General features: G+C 63.6%; 16 protein-coding genes, 1 tRNA gene and 1 pseudogene. 8 read left to right on the top strand and 10 right to left on the bottom strand.

The features are described 5' to 3' along the window. Positions 1 to 71: 71 nt before the first annotated feature. The 5 genes and pseudogenes from rimM to Q0L62_RS09855 all read right to left on the bottom strand — a co-directional run bounded on the left by rimM (position 72) and on the right by Q0L62_RS09855 (position 3,328). Positions 72 to 578: a ribosome maturation factor RimM gene (gene rimM, locus Q0L62_RS09875; RefSeq protein ID WP_296679326.1), complete on the bottom strand. Its 507-nt coding sequence runs from the start codon at positions 576 to 578 to the stop codon at positions 72 to 74. Positions 579 to 821: 243 nt separating this feature from the next. Then, a pseudogene (gene rpsP, locus Q0L62_RS09870) lies at positions 822 to 1,256 on the bottom strand (30S ribosomal protein S16); the annotation flags it as partial. A gap of 33 nt (positions 1,257 to 1,289) precedes the next feature. Next, a complete protein-coding gene (ffh, locus tag Q0L62_RS09865; RefSeq protein WP_296679324.1) occupies positions 1,290 to 2,735 on the bottom strand; it encodes a signal recognition particle protein in 1,446 nt (481 codons plus the stop codon). 88 nt (positions 2,736 to 2,823) lie between these two features. Next, positions 2,824 to 2,899, bottom strand: a tRNA-Ala gene (locus tag Q0L62_RS09860). A 108-nt stretch (positions 2,900 to 3,007) separates the two neighbouring features. After that, positions 3,008 to 3,328: an FYDLN acid domain-containing protein gene (locus Q0L62_RS09855; RefSeq protein ID WP_296679334.1), complete on the bottom strand. Its 321-nt coding sequence runs from the start codon at positions 3,326 to 3,328 to the stop codon at positions 3,008 to 3,010. A gap of 189 nt (positions 3,329 to 3,517) precedes the next feature. Here Q0L62_RS09855 and aroA point away from each other — a divergent pair, with 189 nt between their 5' ends. The 8 genes from aroA to Q0L62_RS09815 all read left to right on the top strand — a co-directional run bounded on the left by aroA (position 3,518) and on the right by Q0L62_RS09815 (position 11,623). Then, positions 3,518 to 4,843: a 3-phosphoshikimate 1-carboxyvinyltransferase gene (gene aroA / locus Q0L62_RS09850; protein WP_296679333.1), complete on the top strand. Its 1,326-nt coding sequence runs from the start codon at positions 3,518 to 3,520 to the stop codon at positions 4,841 to 4,843. Then, positions 4,840 to 5,463, top strand: coding sequence for a d(CMP) kinase (locus Q0L62_RS09845; protein WP_296679321.1), 624 nt, complete (start codon positions 4,840 to 4,842; stop codon positions 5,461 to 5,463). The genes aroA and Q0L62_RS09845 overlap by 4 nt, the downstream gene beginning before the upstream one ends. 10 nt (positions 5,464 to 5,473) lie before the next feature. After that, the gene (locus Q0L62_RS09840; RefSeq protein WP_296679320.1) at positions 5,474 to 5,962 is read left to right on the top strand and encodes a GNAT family N-acetyltransferase; all 489 of its coding nucleotides are present in this window, start codon (positions 5,474 to 5,476) and stop codon (positions 5,960 to 5,962) included. Between the two features lie 108 nt (positions 5,963 to 6,070). Further along, positions 6,071 to 6,736, top strand: coding sequence for a helix-turn-helix domain-containing protein (locus Q0L62_RS09835; RefSeq protein WP_296679317.1), 666 nt, complete (start codon positions 6,071 to 6,073; stop codon positions 6,734 to 6,736). 214 nt (positions 6,737 to 6,950) lie between these two features. Then, a complete protein-coding gene (locus tag Q0L62_RS09830; protein WP_296679315.1) occupies positions 6,951 to 7,889 on the top strand; it encodes a sensor domain-containing diguanylate cyclase in 939 nt (312 codons plus the stop codon). A 159-nt stretch (positions 7,890 to 8,048) separates the two neighbouring features. After that, on the top strand, positions 8,049 to 9,761 hold the full coding sequence (gene rpsA, locus Q0L62_RS09825; RefSeq protein WP_296679313.1) for a 30S ribosomal protein S1: 1,713 nt from the start codon (positions 8,049 to 8,051) through the stop codon (positions 9,759 to 9,761). 90 nt (positions 9,762 to 9,851) lie between these two features. After that, on the top strand, positions 9,852 to 10,610 hold the full coding sequence (gene gloB / locus Q0L62_RS09820; RefSeq protein WP_296679311.1) for a hydroxyacylglutathione hydrolase: 759 nt from the start codon (positions 9,852 to 9,854) through the stop codon (positions 10,608 to 10,610). 32 nt (positions 10,611 to 10,642) lie between these two features. Further along, on the top strand, positions 10,643 to 11,623 hold the full coding sequence (locus tag Q0L62_RS09815) for an NADPH:quinone oxidoreductase family protein (RefSeq protein ID WP_296679309.1): 981 nt from the start codon (positions 10,643 to 10,645) through the stop codon (positions 11,621 to 11,623). Between the two features lie 61 nt (positions 11,624 to 11,684). Here the strand turns inward: Q0L62_RS09815 and Q0L62_RS09810 are convergent, their stop codons facing one another. The 5 genes from Q0L62_RS09810 to Q0L62_RS09790 all read right to left on the bottom strand — a co-directional run bounded on the left by Q0L62_RS09810 (position 11,685) and on the right by Q0L62_RS09790 (position 14,204). Further along, positions 11,685 to 12,218, bottom strand: coding sequence for a hypothetical protein (locus Q0L62_RS09810; protein ID WP_296679306.1), 534 nt, complete (start codon positions 12,216 to 12,218; stop codon positions 11,685 to 11,687). After that, complete coding sequence (locus Q0L62_RS09805; RefSeq protein ID WP_296679304.1) at positions 12,211 to 12,702, bottom strand: ATPase; 492 nt, start codon at positions 12,700 to 12,702, stop codon at positions 12,211 to 12,213. Before Q0L62_RS09805 ends, Q0L62_RS09810 begins: the two co-directional genes overlap by 8 nt. 81 nt (positions 12,703 to 12,783) lie before the next feature. Further along, positions 12,784 to 13,011: a F0F1 ATP synthase subunit C gene (locus Q0L62_RS09800; protein ID WP_054122335.1), complete on the bottom strand. Its 228-nt coding sequence runs from the start codon at positions 13,009 to 13,011 to the stop codon at positions 12,784 to 12,786. 47 nt (positions 13,012 to 13,058) lie between these two features. After that, on the bottom strand, positions 13,059 to 13,817 hold the full coding sequence (locus Q0L62_RS09795; protein WP_296679331.1) for a F0F1 ATP synthase subunit A: 759 nt from the start codon (positions 13,815 to 13,817) through the stop codon (positions 13,059 to 13,061). A gap of 69 nt (positions 13,818 to 13,886) precedes the next feature. Beyond that, positions 13,887 to 14,204, bottom strand: coding sequence for an AtpZ/AtpI family protein (locus Q0L62_RS09790; RefSeq protein ID WP_296679299.1), 318 nt, complete (start codon positions 14,202 to 14,204; stop codon positions 13,887 to 13,889). Positions 14,205 to 14,345: the final 141 nt, after the last annotated feature.

Here is a 14,345-nt window from a genome sequence, read left to right as displayed (position 1 = left end):
AAGCCCGGCCACAGTCAGCCGATCAATTCGCGGTGTCGCCTGCATAATACCCCCCTGTAATCGGGGCCGGTCTATTCGGCTGTGTAGGATGCGGCAAGCACCAGCCGCTGATCGTTCCATTCAGGCACGGCGGCGTCGTTCATTGGCACCATGAAGCGCTTGCCAGGTTTGCCATCAACAGCAGGTCGTTCGATCTCAAGCACGTCGCCAGCCCCGAAGTTTTCAACCGCCACGCAGGTGCCGAGCACCTCGCCATCGGTCGATATAGCGGGCAGGCCCAGCAGATCGGCGTAATAGTATTCGCCATCGCCCAACGGCGGCAGGGCGCTGCGCGGTACGGTCAGCGCGGTGCCGCGCAGGGCTTCGGCGGCGGTGCGGCCGCCCACCTCGGCAAAGCGGGCGATGGCGCCGCCCTTGCCATCGGTCTTGATCTTTTCAACCGTCAGCGCGCCATCGTTGAAAGCGCGGAATGCCTTGAGCGATTCCGCGCCTTCACCGAACAGCTTGAGGCGAACCTCACCCGTCACGCCGTGCGCGCCGATGACGGCGGCCAGAGTGACGGGACGATTGCCGGACAAGGGTTAGCCCTCAGCCGGTTCCTGCGAGCTTTGGCCCGACACGTCGGCAGCGGCATCGCCGGCATCGCTGTCAGGCGTGGCTGCGTTGACTTCCGCAGCGGGATCTTCAGCAGCAGGCACTTCTTCAGCGGCAGGCGCGTCTTCGGCAGCAGGCGCGTCTTCGGCAGCAGGCGCTTCTTCGGCAGCCGGTTCAGCGGCAGCTTCTTCGGCGGCGGGCGCTTCTTCGGCGGCAACTTCAGCAGCAGGGGCCTCTTCGGCCGGTGCTTCTTCGGCCGCTGGAGCCGGAGCAGCAGCTGCTTCTGCCGCGGCGGCTTCGGCTTCCTTGGCGGCTTCGGCCGCTTCGGCAGCTTTGGTAGCCTTGTCTTCAGCGCGGTCCTTGGCCTTCTTGCCTGGTTCGGCCTTCATCGGATTCACGGTCGCAGCGCGTTCCTTGATCCCGGCCTTGTCGAGCATGCGGGCAACACGATCCGTCGGCTGCGCGCCAACGCCCAGCCAATAGCGGACGCGGTCTTCGACCAGGCGGACGCGGTTTTCGTCATCCTTGGCAAGCAGCGGGTTGTAGGTGCCGACCTGTTCCAGATACTTGCCATCGCGCGGGGCGCGGCTGTTGGAAACGACGACCTTGTAATACGGGCGCTTCTTGGAGCCACCGCGCGAAAGACGAAGAGATACAGACATTTGAACTACCTTTCTGAACTAAAAACGTAAAATCTATTTCTTGAGCAGGTCGCCCAGGTTGGACGGCAGGCTACCGCCGCCAAGGCCAGGCAAGCCCGAACCCGGACCACCCAGACCCGGCATGGCAGCGCCCATCCCGCCCTTGCCGAACAGCGCGCCCAATCCCTTGAGCCCGCCCATTTTCTTGATCTGCTTCATCGCGCGTTCCATTTCCTGGTGCATCTTGAGCAGCTTGTTGACGTCCTGAACCTGCACGCCCGATCCATTGGCAATGCGAATCTTGCGCTTGGCGTTGAGCAGATCGGGCTTGATCCGTTCCTTGGGCGTCATCGATCCGATGATCGCATCCATCCGCAGCAGAACCTTGTCGTCCATGCCCGACTGCTGCATCGCTGCCTTGGCTTTTTTCATCCCCGGCATCATGCCCGCCAGCGCGCCCAGTCCGCCCATCTTCTGCATCTGGCGCAATTGCTGGCGCAGGTCGTTCATGTCGAACTGACCCTTGGCCATGCGCTCGGCCATCTTTTCGGCCTCAGCCTCATCAATGGCAGCCGCGGCCTTTTCGACGATCGAGACGACATCGCCCATGCCCAGGATGCGGCCGGCCACGCGGCCGGGCTGGAACGCCTCGATCGCGTCCATCTTTTCGCCGGTGCCGGCAAACTTGATCGGTTTGCCGGTTACCGCGCGCATCGACAAAGCCGCACCGCCGCGGGCATCGCCGTCCATCCGGGTCAGGATCACACCGGTCAGATCAACCTGTCCGGCAAAACTTTGTGCAACGTTGACCGCGTCCTGGCCGGTCAGCGCATCGACTACCAGCAGGGTTTCGCGCGGCGCGGCAATGGCGGCTACCGCCTGCATCTCGTCCATCAGGCCCTGATCGACGTGAAGCCGGCCCGCGGTATCGAGCAGCAGCACGTCGATCGCCTGGAGCTTGGCCGATTGCATCGCGCGGGTCGTGATTTCGATCGGCATCTGCCCTTCGACGACCGGCAGAGTGGCCACGCTGACCTGTTCGCCCAGCACCCGCAGCTGTTCCTGCGCGCCGGGGCGGTTGACGTCGAGCGAGGCCATCAGGACCTTCTTGCCCTGCTTTTCCTTGAGCAGCCTGGCCAGCTTGGCCGTGCTGGTGGTCTTGCCCGAACCCTGCAGGCCGACCATCATGATGACCACCGGCGGCGCGGCGTTGAGATCAAGCCCGGGCGTTTCTTCCCCGCCCAGCATCTCGACCAGCGCATCGTTGACGATCTTGACGACCTGCTGGCCCGGCGTCACCGAACGCAGCACCGACTGGCCTATTGCCGCCTCTGTCACCGAATCGATAAAGCGCCGCACGACAGGCAGCGCCACATCGGCTTCGAGCAAGGCGATGCGCACTTCGCGCATGGCATCGCGAACGTCCTGTTCGTTCAACGCACCGCGCCCGCGCAAGCGGTCGAAAACGCCGCCAAGCCGGTCTGAAAGGGTGTCGAACATCGAACCAAAACTCCGAAACGCGAAAAAAGCCGGTGGGCGAAACCTCGCCGACCAGCTTGCCGCTCAAGTACTCAACTTCACGAACGAATGGTGGAGCCTAGCGGGATCGAACCGCTGACCTCCTGCATGCCATGCAGGCGCTCTCCCAGCTGAGCTAAGGCCCCGTAACCATTCATCCAGCAAGCCCTGGGGAGGCCCGCCAAACCCCGGCTTTTGGCCGGGAAGGCCGCCCCTCTAGTGGCGGCCTACCGGCTTGGCAAGGGTATTTTGCCTTAGACGTCGTCGTTTTTGTCGTCACCGTCGAGGCCGACGCCAAGGTCGTCATCGCCGCCCAGATCGACATCGTTATCCGGCGAATCGCCATCTTCATCGATGTCCAGATCGGGATCGGCAAGATCGCCGTCTTCAACCGTTTCGACCTTTTCCTTCTGGATTTCTTCATAAGGAATCGGCTGCTTGGACTTCAGCACCGGATCGGGCTGCCAGGCATAGCCGCATTCGATGCAGGTGACGGGATCGTCCTTGCCCAGATCGTAGAACCGCGTGCCGCACTTCGGGCAACCATGCTTGGCGCCCCATTCTGCCTTGACCATAAAAATCCTCACATGCGTCACCGCGCCGGCGATGACGGAAAACCGGTAAATACGTATTGGGAGGCCGCTGTGCCAGTCCCAGCGCGGGCGCGCCTTGCCATAGGCTGCGCCCGCTGTCAAAAGCCGCGCGCATTTCCCGGCCATTCCACCGAAAGTCCGCCCCCTGTGTCCAGTGCCGACCCTTCTGCCATGCGCCCGCGCCGTTTTCGCCCGACAGGCGCGCTGAAGGGCACGATCCGTGTGCCGGGCGACAAATCGATCAGCCACCGATCGATCATGCTGGGCGCACTGGCGGTAGGCGAAACACGCGTGACCGGCCTTCTGGAAGGGGAGGACGTGCTGGCCACCGCCGCCGCCATGCGCGCGATGGGCGCACAGGTAGAGCGGACGGGCGAAGGCGCCTGGTCAGTCCACGGAGTAGGCGTAGGATCACTGCTGCAACCGCAGGCGCCTTTGGACATGGGCAATTCGGGAACATCGACCCGGCTGCTGATGGGGATTGTCGCCAGCCACCCGATCACCGCCACTTTCATAGGCGATGCGAGTTTGTCAGCGCGCCCGATGGGCCGGGTGATCGATCCGTTAAGCCAGATGGGCGCTTCGTTCGAAGCGAGCGAAGGTGCCAATGGATCCCAGACCCTGCCGCTGACCATGCGCGGCGCATTGCCCGCCGTGCCGATCGAATACCGTCTCCCGGTCGCCAGCGCACAAGTGAAAAGCGCTGTGTTGCTGGCTGGACTGAACACACCGGGTATCACCACGGTGATCGAACCGGTGCCAACCCGCGATCATTCGGAACGGATGCTGCGCGGGTTCGGCGCAGACCTGTGGGTGGAGGACAGCCGCGGCGGGCGCGTGATCCGCATTCGCGGTGAAGCAGACTTGAAGCCGCAAGTGATCGAGGTGCCGGGCGATCCCTCTTCCGCCGCCTTTTTCATCGTTGCCGCGCTGCTTGTTCCGGGCAGCGAAGTGCTGATCCAGAACGTCGGGCTTAACCCCACCCGCGCCGGGATCGTCACCGTACTGCGCCAGATGGGCGGATCGATCGAGGAACTGAACCCGCGCGAGGTTGGCGGAGAGCCGGTGGCAGACTTGTTGGTCCGGCATTCCGAACTGACGGGCATCACAGTCGATCCCGCGGTTGCACCAAGCATGATCGACGAGTTCCCAGTGCTGTTCGTCGCCGCTGCGCTGGCGCAAGGCACCACCGTGACGACCGGCCTTGAGGAATTGCGCGTCAAGGAATCAGACCGCCTATCGGCCATGGCCGCCGCGCTGACCGCAGCCGGGGCACGCGTAACCGAGACCGAGGACGGGCTGACCATCACCGGCACGGGCGGCGAACGGCTGGCGGGTACAAGCGGCCCGATTGCGACCCACCTTGACCACCGGATCGCCATGGCCATGGCGATTGCCGGCCTGGCCAGCGCGGGCGGAGTGGAGTTAGATGACACCCGCCCGGTCGCCACCAGCTTTCCGGTGTTCGAAGCCCTGCTTGACGGACTGGCGCGATGATCATCGCGGTCGACGGACCCACCGCATCGGGCAAAGGCACGATTGCCAAGGCGCTGGCGGCGCATTTCGGACTGCCGCATCTTGATACAGGTATGCTGTACCGCGCTGTCGGGCGGCAATGTGCACTGACTGGCGGCGATGCCGACAATCCGAACGATGCGCTGGCGGCCTGCGCATTTCCCGATAGCCTGCTGGAAGATCCCGAATTGCGCAGCGAGGCGAGCGGCGGTCTGGCCAGCCGGGTTTCGGTCCACGCCGATGTGCGCCGTGCGCTGTATGAACGCCAGCGTGCCTTCGCATTGCAGCCGGGCGGCGGTGTGCTTGACGGGCGCGACATCGGCACGGTCATCGCGCCTGAGGCTGATGTAAAACTGTTTGTTGTCGCATCGGTTCCAGCGCGGGCCGAGCGGCGCTTCAGGGAAATGCAGAACCAGGGCCGTTCTGTCTCTCTGGCCGAAATCGCTGCCGATCTGGACCTGCGCGACCAGCGCGACCGCAGCCGCGCCGAAGCTCCGTTGCTCGCCGCGCCCGACGCGGTACTGATAGACACCTCAAACCTGGGCCGCGACGCTGCCATCGCGCAGGCAATCGCAGTGGCCGAAGCCGCACGGCCCTGCTAGGCCCGCAGCGATGACCACTGCCGTGCCAGCCCTTCGCATTATCGAGTACGACGATAGCCAGGCACGCGCTTTTCACGATATCAATGCGCAGTGGATCGAGGCGATGTTCGTGCTGGAGCAGACCGACCGCGACGTGCTGGAAAACCCGCAAGCACGGATCATCGATCCGGGCGGAGCGATCCTGATGGTCGAGGCGGACGGACTTGGCGTGGTTGGCGCCTGCGCCTTGCAGAAAACCGGGCCAAGCCATTTCGAACTGACGAAGATGGGCGTGCTTGAACGTGCGCGCGGGCTTAAAGCGGGAGAGTTTCTGCTGGCCGCAGTGATCAAACGCGCCAAGGCGATGGGGGCTGACCCGCTTTACCTGCTCACCAACCAGATCTGCGCCGCGGCCATCCACCTTTATGAAAAACATGGATTCGTGCACGATGCTCAGATCATGGCGGCCTATGGCGCGCGCTATGAACGGTGCAATGTCGCCATGCGGTATCACGGTTAGCAGCCTGCCGAACGGCAAGTGCTGTTCGTCGCAAGGCGGGCCAGGCTTCAACTAGACCTTAACCACGCTGCGTTGACGGCGGTCGGGTTTCCAAGGAGCCCCGCCCCCATGGCTGTTGCCGCCCATTTTGAAGTACCCCGCACCCCGGCCGGCGCCGCGCGCCCGGCGCGCCGCCGCCTGATGCTGGAAACGGCCGGCGAGACGGCCGACGGCGACGTGGCTGACGTTACCGTGCACAACGTGTCCGCTTCGGGCCTGCTGCTTGAAACTGCTGTTGCCCTGAGCCCCAACGAAGTGATCGAGGTCGATCTGCCGGAAGCCGGATTGCAGGCAGCCCGCGTGGTGTGGAGCGACGGCGCGTTCCACGGCTGCCGCTTCGACGCCGACATTTCAGCTGCTGCCTTGAGCGCAATCGAATTGCGCAGCCTGTCGCCGGCGATGCCCGCCGGGTCCGTGCCCAGCGAAGCCGGTGATGAGGAAACCTTTGCAGCGCGCCTTCACCGCCTGCGCAAGTCCAAGGGCATGACGCTGGCGGCCATCGCCGACCAGCTCGGTGTCAGCAAGCCGACGGTCTGGGCCTGGGAACAGGGCCGCGCCAAGCCCACTGCCGGACACATGACTGCGCTGGCCGCCACCCTGGGGCTCGACCAGGCCGACCTGGCCGGCAGCACCGGTAGCGCCGAACTGCGCGCCGTGTTGGCGCAGGCCCGTCAGCAAATTGCCGAAGTGATGCAAATCGACATCACCAAAGTGCGAATCCTCCTCGAACTCTGACACTCGGTTCGTCTCTGCCACAAAACCCTTTGCCGAATCGGGAATCGTAGTTAACACATTGAAACTACGATGTTTTTTTAGTCATGTTAGCTGACATGCCTAACAAGCAAGACGGGGAACGAAGGGCATACAGACAAGCCGTCAGGGGGCTTTCCTTGCGCCGCACAGGGGGTGGCGCACGGGAGGCAGGACGGCTCCAGGGGGCAATAGTACAATGGGTGTGGAGTTCACGCTGCATGAGCGCTCGGCGCTTTACGGGATGCTTGCGGACAATTCGGACGATGTGATTTTCAAAAGCGATGGGCGGGGCTTCATTGTTACCGCATCACCGGCGATCGCAGGGCTGGGCGTCAACCTGCCGGCCATGCTGATCGGTCCGCACCTGCGTGATCTGGTGACGCCGCGCTTTGCACCGGCGATCGAGGCTGACCATCACGCAACGTTCAATGGCCGCGGCAGCGGTCAGTGGCGCGAATACCGCGGCGCTGACGGCGGCTGGTTCGAAATCCGGATGCGGCGGCTGTGCGATGATCGCGGCCGCGCCTATGGTGTGCTGTCGATGATGCGCAGCGTGACCGAGCGCAAGGCGCTGGAAGACCGGCTGTTCAGCGCTGAACTAACCGATCCGCTTACCCGCCTGACCAACCGTGTCGCATTTACTGCCATGTTGGATTACCTGATCGGCAACGGTGCGGAAGGCTGTATCGCGCTGTTCGATCTCGATCATTTCATGACGCTCAACATGCACTACGGCCACGCTGCGGGCGATGACCTGCTGCGCGCCTTTGCCGACCTGCTGGGCAATCTGACCCGCAGCGAAGACATCCTGTCGCGGGTCGGCGGCGAGCGTTTTGCCGTACTCATGCCGCAAATTGATCCGCTGAGCGCGCGCGAGGCGTGCGAGCCGGTTATCGAGACGCTGGCCGCGCTGGGTCATGGCACGATCGATTTTGCCATCACGGCCAGCTGCGGCGTCACCCGGATTGCAACATCGGTCGATCAAACGGTCAAGCGGGCCGAACTGGCGCTGTTCATGGCCAAGGCCAAAGGCCGATCACGCGTGGAAATCGGCGTCGGTGAGGCGGCTGGCAGTGCCTTTGCGCGCAGCGCGCGGCACGGCAATATCCTTGCAATTCCGCCAGAGTTCGCTTAGGGGCCGCGCGTCCCGTTCGCGGGGCGCCATGTGCGGCATCCGGCCCATATGGCAGAGCGGCCCTTTTGGCCCGCAACCGGGATGGTCCCGGCGGCGGAGGAAAGACCGGCGGAAACAACCGCCTGGCCGGAAACACAGTACCTGAGGAAACTCAAACCTATGGCATCTTCTGCCAACCCCACCCGCGACATGTTCGCGGCTCTCCTCGACGAATCACTCGGCGGCGCCGCCGATGGCGGATTTGAAGGCCGCGTCGTCAAGGGCACCATTACCGCCATCGAAAACGACAAGGCTGTCATCGACGTCGGCCTGAAAAGCGAAGGGCGCGTCGCGCTCAAGGAATTCGCAATGCCCGGGCAGCCTCACGGCCTCTCCGTTGGCGATGAAGTCGAAGTCTTCGTCGACCGCGTCGAGAATGCCGATGGCGAAGCCATGCTCAGCCGTGACCGCGCCCGCCGCGAAGCCGCCTGGGACAAACTGGAAAGCGAGTTTGGCGAAGGAAAGCGCGTGGACGGCGTGATCTTTGGCCGCGTCAAGGGCGGCTTCACCGTCGATCTAGACGGCGCCGTGGCCTTCCTTCCCGGCAGTCAGGTCGATATCCGCCCGGTGCGCGATGTGCAGCCGCTGATGGATATTCCGCAGCCGTTCCAGATCCTCAAGATGGACCGCCGCCGCGGCAACATCGTGGTCAGCCGCCGCGCCGTGCTGGAAGAAACCCGCGCTGAACAGCGTTCGGGCCTGATTCTCAACCTGACCGAAGGCCAGATCATCGATGGCGTAGTCAAGAACATCACCGATTATGGTGCCTTCGTTGACCTGGGCGGAATCGACGGCCTGCTGCATGTCACCGACATGAGCTACAAGCGGGTCAACCACCCGAACGAAGTCATCAACATCGGTGACACCGTCAAGGTCCAGATCATCCGCATCAACCAGGATACCCAGCGCATCAGCCTGGGCATGAAGCAGCTGGAATCCGATCCGTGGGAAGGCGTCGCCGCCAAGTATCCGGTTGGCGCAAAGCTGCACGGCGTTGTCACCAACATCACCGAATACGGCGCTTTCGTCGAACTGGAAGCGGGCATCGAAGGCCTGGTCCACGTGTCAGAAATGTCCTGGACCAAGAAGAACGTCCACCCTGGCAAGATCGTCAGCACGTCGCAGGAAGTCGACGTTCTGGTTCTTGAAGTGGACAGCGACAAGCGCCGCATCAGCCTTGGTCTCAAGCAGGCCCAGCAAAACCCCTGGGAAGCTTTCGCTGAAAAGCACCCGGTCGGCTCCAACGTCGAAGGCGAAGTCAAGAATGCGACCGAGTTTGGCCTGTTCATCGGGCTCGACGGCGACGTCGACGGCATGGTCCACATGTCGGACATCGCCTGGGGCATCTCGGGCGAGGATGCGCTGGCCCTGCACCGCAAGGGCGAGCAGGTTTCGGCCATCGTTCTTGACGTCGATGTCGAAAAGGAACGCATCAGCCTGGGCATGAAGCAGCTTGAAAAGGGCGCTCCGGCGGCTGGCGGCACTTCGGCCACTGCATCAAGCGGCCTCAAGAAGAACGACGTCGTCACGGTCACCGTGCTCGAAGTGCGCGATGGCGGTCTGGAAGTGCAGGCCGGCGACGATGGTGCCACCGGCTTCATCAAGCGCAGCGACCTTGGCCGCGACCGCGACGAACAGCGTCCCGACCGCTTCCAGGTCGGCCAGAAGCTGGACGCCATGGTCACCGGTTTCGACCGGTCCAAGAAGCCCAACTTCTCGGTCAAGGCGCGCCAGATGCACGAAGAGAAGGAAGCGGTTGAGCAGTACGGTTCGTCCGATGCCGGCGCTTCGCTCGGCGACATCCTCGGCGCTGCGCTGAAGGCCAAGCAGTAAGCCTTCGCCGCCTTCAGGCAAAAGCAAGGCCCGTCCGGAGCGATCCGGGCGGGCTTTTGCTTTTCTGCGAACCGGCGTAGAGTCCGCGCCATGCTCGAAATCCACCAGTTCCCTTGCCTGTCCGATAACTACGGCTACCTGATCCACGATCCGGCGAGCGGTGAGACGGCGTGTATCGACACCCCCGATGGCGCCGAATACCTGCGTCAGGCGGCCGCAAAAGGCTGGCACATAACCCAGATCTGGAACACCCACTGGCATCCTGATCACGCCGGCGGCAATGCAGTGATCAAGGCGGCGACAGGCTGCCTTGTGGTTGGCCCGGCCGAGGTCGAAAAGCTCGGCACCGCGCCAGACCGGGTTATCGGTCACGGCGATGTGGTCATGCTGGGTGATTGGGATGCCGCGGTGATCGATGTCGGCGGCCATACGCTGGGCCACATCGCCTATCACGTGCCCGATGCCGAAGTGGCATTCGTGGGCGATTCGATATTTGCGCTGGGCTGCGGGCGGATGTTTGAAGGCACGGCGGACCAGTTCTGGACCAGCCTTAGCCGGATCAAGGTACTGCCCGCCGCCACGCTGCTGTACTGCGCGCACGAATACACCGCTTCCAACGCCCGCTTTGCGCTTTACGCTGATCCCGGCAACGCTGCGCTGGCTGACTATGCCGCGCAGATCACCAGCCTGCGCGATCAGGGGCGCCCGACAGTGCCGACGCCTTTGGCGCGCGAACTTGCCACGAACCCCTTCTTGCGCGCTGATGATCCGGCACTGGCAGCGCGGTGGGGCGGCGGCGATGCGGTAGCCACTTTCGCTGCGCTAAGGGCTGCGAAGGATACGTTCTGACAGCTTCTCGCAGAACCGAAACGGAAGTTGGCATGAAAGCCCTGCTGGTTGAAAACCTGTCTCCTGACCTGACGGGCTTGCGCTTGGCAGAGGTGGCCGTGCCCGCTCGCAGCCCCGGTCAGGTGCGGGTCAAAGTGCGGGCAGTCTCCCTCAACTTTCCCGACCTGCTGATGACGCGGGGCGAATACCAGCTCAAGCCTGATCTACCCTTCGTGGCAGGACTGGAGTTTGCCGGAGAGGTGGTCGAGGCCGACACGGGCTGCACCTTTGCGCCCGGAGATGCGGTTTTCGGTGGGCAGAAGACCGGCGCCTTCGCCGATTTTGCCGTGGTCGATGCCGGCGCATTGAAAGCGATCCCGCCAGGGATGGATTTTCGTACCGCTGCCTCGCTCGGCGCGGCCTACAGCACCGCTTATACCGGCCTGGTCGAACTGGGCGGCGTGCAGCCCGGCCAGTGGGTGCTGGTTCACGGCGCAACCGGGGGGGTCGGCCTGGCTGCCTGCGATCTGGCCAAGGCCATGGGTGCGCGGGTGATCGCCAGCACCGGATCGCCGGGCAAGGTCGCGGCGCTGAAAGCCGCCTGCAATCCCGACGCGGTGATCCTGGCCAGCGGCCGCTTTCGCGATGAAGTGGCCGCGATCACCGGCGGCGCGCTGTGCGATCTGGTCTATGATCCGGTTGGCGGAGACGTGTTTGACGAAAGCACCCGCTGCACCGCCTTTGGCGGCAAGCTGCTGGTGATCGGCTTTGCCGGGGGGCGGATTGCTGATGTTTCTACCAACATCCCGCTGATCAAGGGTTTCTCGGTCGTCGGGGTGCGCGCCGGCGAATACGCCCGGCGCTTTCCGGATCGCGGCGCCCGCATTCGCGACGCCTGGCTTACGCTGGCCGCCGAGGGCAAACTCCACCCCCACATCGACCGCACCCTGCCGCTGTCACGCTGGCGCGAAGCCTATGAAGCGATGGCGCGGCGCGAGATTGTGGGCAAGGTGGTGCTGGAGCCGGGTGCCTGAAACGAAGAAGGGCGACCATTACGGCCGCCCCTTCCCCTCTCCAAAGATCGTAACACCGCAATCAGATGCCGGCGATCGCCTGATCGACCAAGGCCTTGTCAGCGACGGCACCGTGCTGCTCGGCAATCAACGTGCGCGCGGCGGCTGTGGCGGCAGAAGCCGCTTTGGCCCGCAGCTCATCAACCGCGGCGCGCTCGGCACCGGCGATCTTGTTCTGCGCCATCTTTTCCCGGCGCCCGATCAGGGCCGTCGTATCCGCCTCAGCCTTGGCGATGATCGCATCGGCCTCGTGGCGGGCATGGTCAAGCATGGCCGCGGCGTCCTTTTCGGCACCGGCGATCTTGTCGGCATATTCCTGGCGCAGCGCTTCGGCTTCGGCGCGCAGAGCCTTGGCTTCGTCCAGCTGCTTGCGGATCTGCGCGATCGAACCATCAAGGCCGGAAGTGATCAGCGAAGGTACGCGCTTCCACACCATAACGGCAATCAGGACCGCCATCGAAAGCGCTACCCACATGCCCGGGGTCAGACCAAGCGCGGCAAGTTCATGTTCACCGCCATGTTGGGCAGCAACAGCCAGCAGGTTGAGTTCAACCATGCAGCGCCTCCTTTACGGCAGCACCGGCGGCCTTGGCATCGATCGAAAGTCCCGCAACACGGGCGACGATCGCGCTGGCCGCTTCGCTGGCGACGGTTTCAATCTCGCCCAGCGCGTTGGCGCGGGCGGCTGCGATGCGGGCATCGGCTTCGGCCAGACGGCTATCGACGACACTGCCGGCAGCGGCCAGCCGCTTTTCACCGGCAGCCGCAGCGTCAGCCTTGGCTTTGGCGATAAGCGCCTGGGCTTCTGCCCGACGCGCGTTTTCGGCCTGGCGCCAGGCCTCTTCCTCGGCAGCGGCAGCGGCTCGGGCCGCGTCAGCTGCGGCCAGATCGTCGGCGATCTGCTTGTCGCGCGCTTCAACAGTTGCCATCACCTTGGGCACCATACCCCGGCCAATGACAAAGAAGATGAAGCCGAAGAAGACCAGCATCCAGAAGATCTGGCTGGCATAAGTCGCGGCAAGCTGCGAGATTTGAGGCATCGGGGTTTCCGGTCGGTTCGGGCAGCTTGCGCGCCTGGGCGCGAAAGCCTGCCAAATCGGTCAATCAGATCTGCGCCGCGCTTAGGCGACGAAGATCAGGATCATCGCGACGACGAACGAAAGCAGGCCCAGAAGTTCAGCGGCGGCAAAGCCGATGAACAGGCGGCCCTGCTGGCCATCGGCAGCACCGGGATTGCGCAGCGCGCTTTCCAGGAACGAACCAAAGACGTTGCCCACGCCGATGGCGGCCATGCCGGCACCAATAGCAGCGAGACCAGCGCCGATCAGCTTTGCGCTTGCAGGTTCCATGTCAAAAACTCCTCTTTTTTCGGTAATGCGGTTGGATAGAAACGGACTTAGTGAAGGTTCTCGGCGTCGTTCAGGTACAGCGACGTGAGCAACGCGAAGACATAGGCCTGGATGCCGGCGACCAGCAGCTCAAGCGCACAGATCGCAATCATCAGCAGAAAGCTGGGAATGCCGACGATGCTGCCCCACAGCGGCCCGGAATTGGCGCTGCCGATCACGAAGCTGGACAGCACTTCAAGCAGGACGTGTCCGGCCATCATCGCCACGAATAGCCGCAGCGCCAGGCTGAACGGGCGGACCAGGAACGATATCAGTTCGATGATCGGGATCAGCCAAAGCAGCCACCATGGCGTGCCGTGCGGCACGAACAGGCTGAAAAAGTGCAGGCCATGGCGGGCAAATCCCACGATCAGCACAATCGCGAACGACATGATCGCCAGCACACCGGTAACGGTGAAGTGGCTGGTCGGGGTGAACGGATGGACGCCAACCAGCATCAAGGGCAGCAAGCCCAGCACGTTGGCAAACAGGATGAACATGAACAGCGAGAAGATGTACGGCACGTACTTCTTGCCGGCAGGACCGATGTTGGCAGCCAGCAGGTTGTCGATGAAGCCGGTAAAGCCTTCGACCGCCATCTGCCAGCGGCCGGGGACCAGTTCGCGCTTCATGCCGCCGGCCACAAACAGCAGCAGCACGCCAGCCGTCAGCGCCATCCACAGCGCGGAATTGGTGAACGGGATGGAATAGCCCGCGATTGACCAGTGATCGGTGCCGAATAGCGGCTCGATCGTGAACTGGTGCATCGGATCGACTTTGCCCTGTTCGGCTGCCACGCGACGTGCCTCTTCACTCGGTTTCGATGGCGCAGCGCCCTATTTGGGCGGCTGCGACATCCGGATGATGTTCCTGAAGGTCACGATGATCCCGAGGGCCATCACCACCAGCAGACCCCAGGGCGACGTTCCGGCAAATCGGTCAATGACCCAGCCGATGAACGCTCCGCCCCCGATACCCCCCAGCAGTTCCGCCAGGACCCTGTTGCCGGCGCTGTAATTGGCGTCGGCTTCAACGGTCCCGCGCGGCGTGTTGCGCTTCTCTTCCCGCTCGCGTGCGGCTTTTAACCGCGCTTCGAGCGCGTCGATTCGCGCGTCTTCGCCGATGGGGTCTCGGGCTGGCTGCTCGTCATTCATGCCATGCTCCTAACCGGAACGAGAGGCACGGGCAACGGCTGCCCGCCGAAGGCGCCGCCCCCTTAGCAGTCCATACACCTGAGTCAACCGCTGTGAGCCCGCCATTGCTGCACTGCACACAAAGCAAAGGCCCCTTCGCGC

Source organism: Novosphingobium sp. (assembly GCF_024642085.1).
Taxonomy (GTDB): domain Bacteria; phylum Pseudomonadota; class Alphaproteobacteria; order Sphingomonadales; family Sphingomonadaceae; genus Novosphingobium.
Note: the sequence above shows the minus strand (reverse complement) of the source record. Positions and strands in the feature narration are given on the sequence as shown.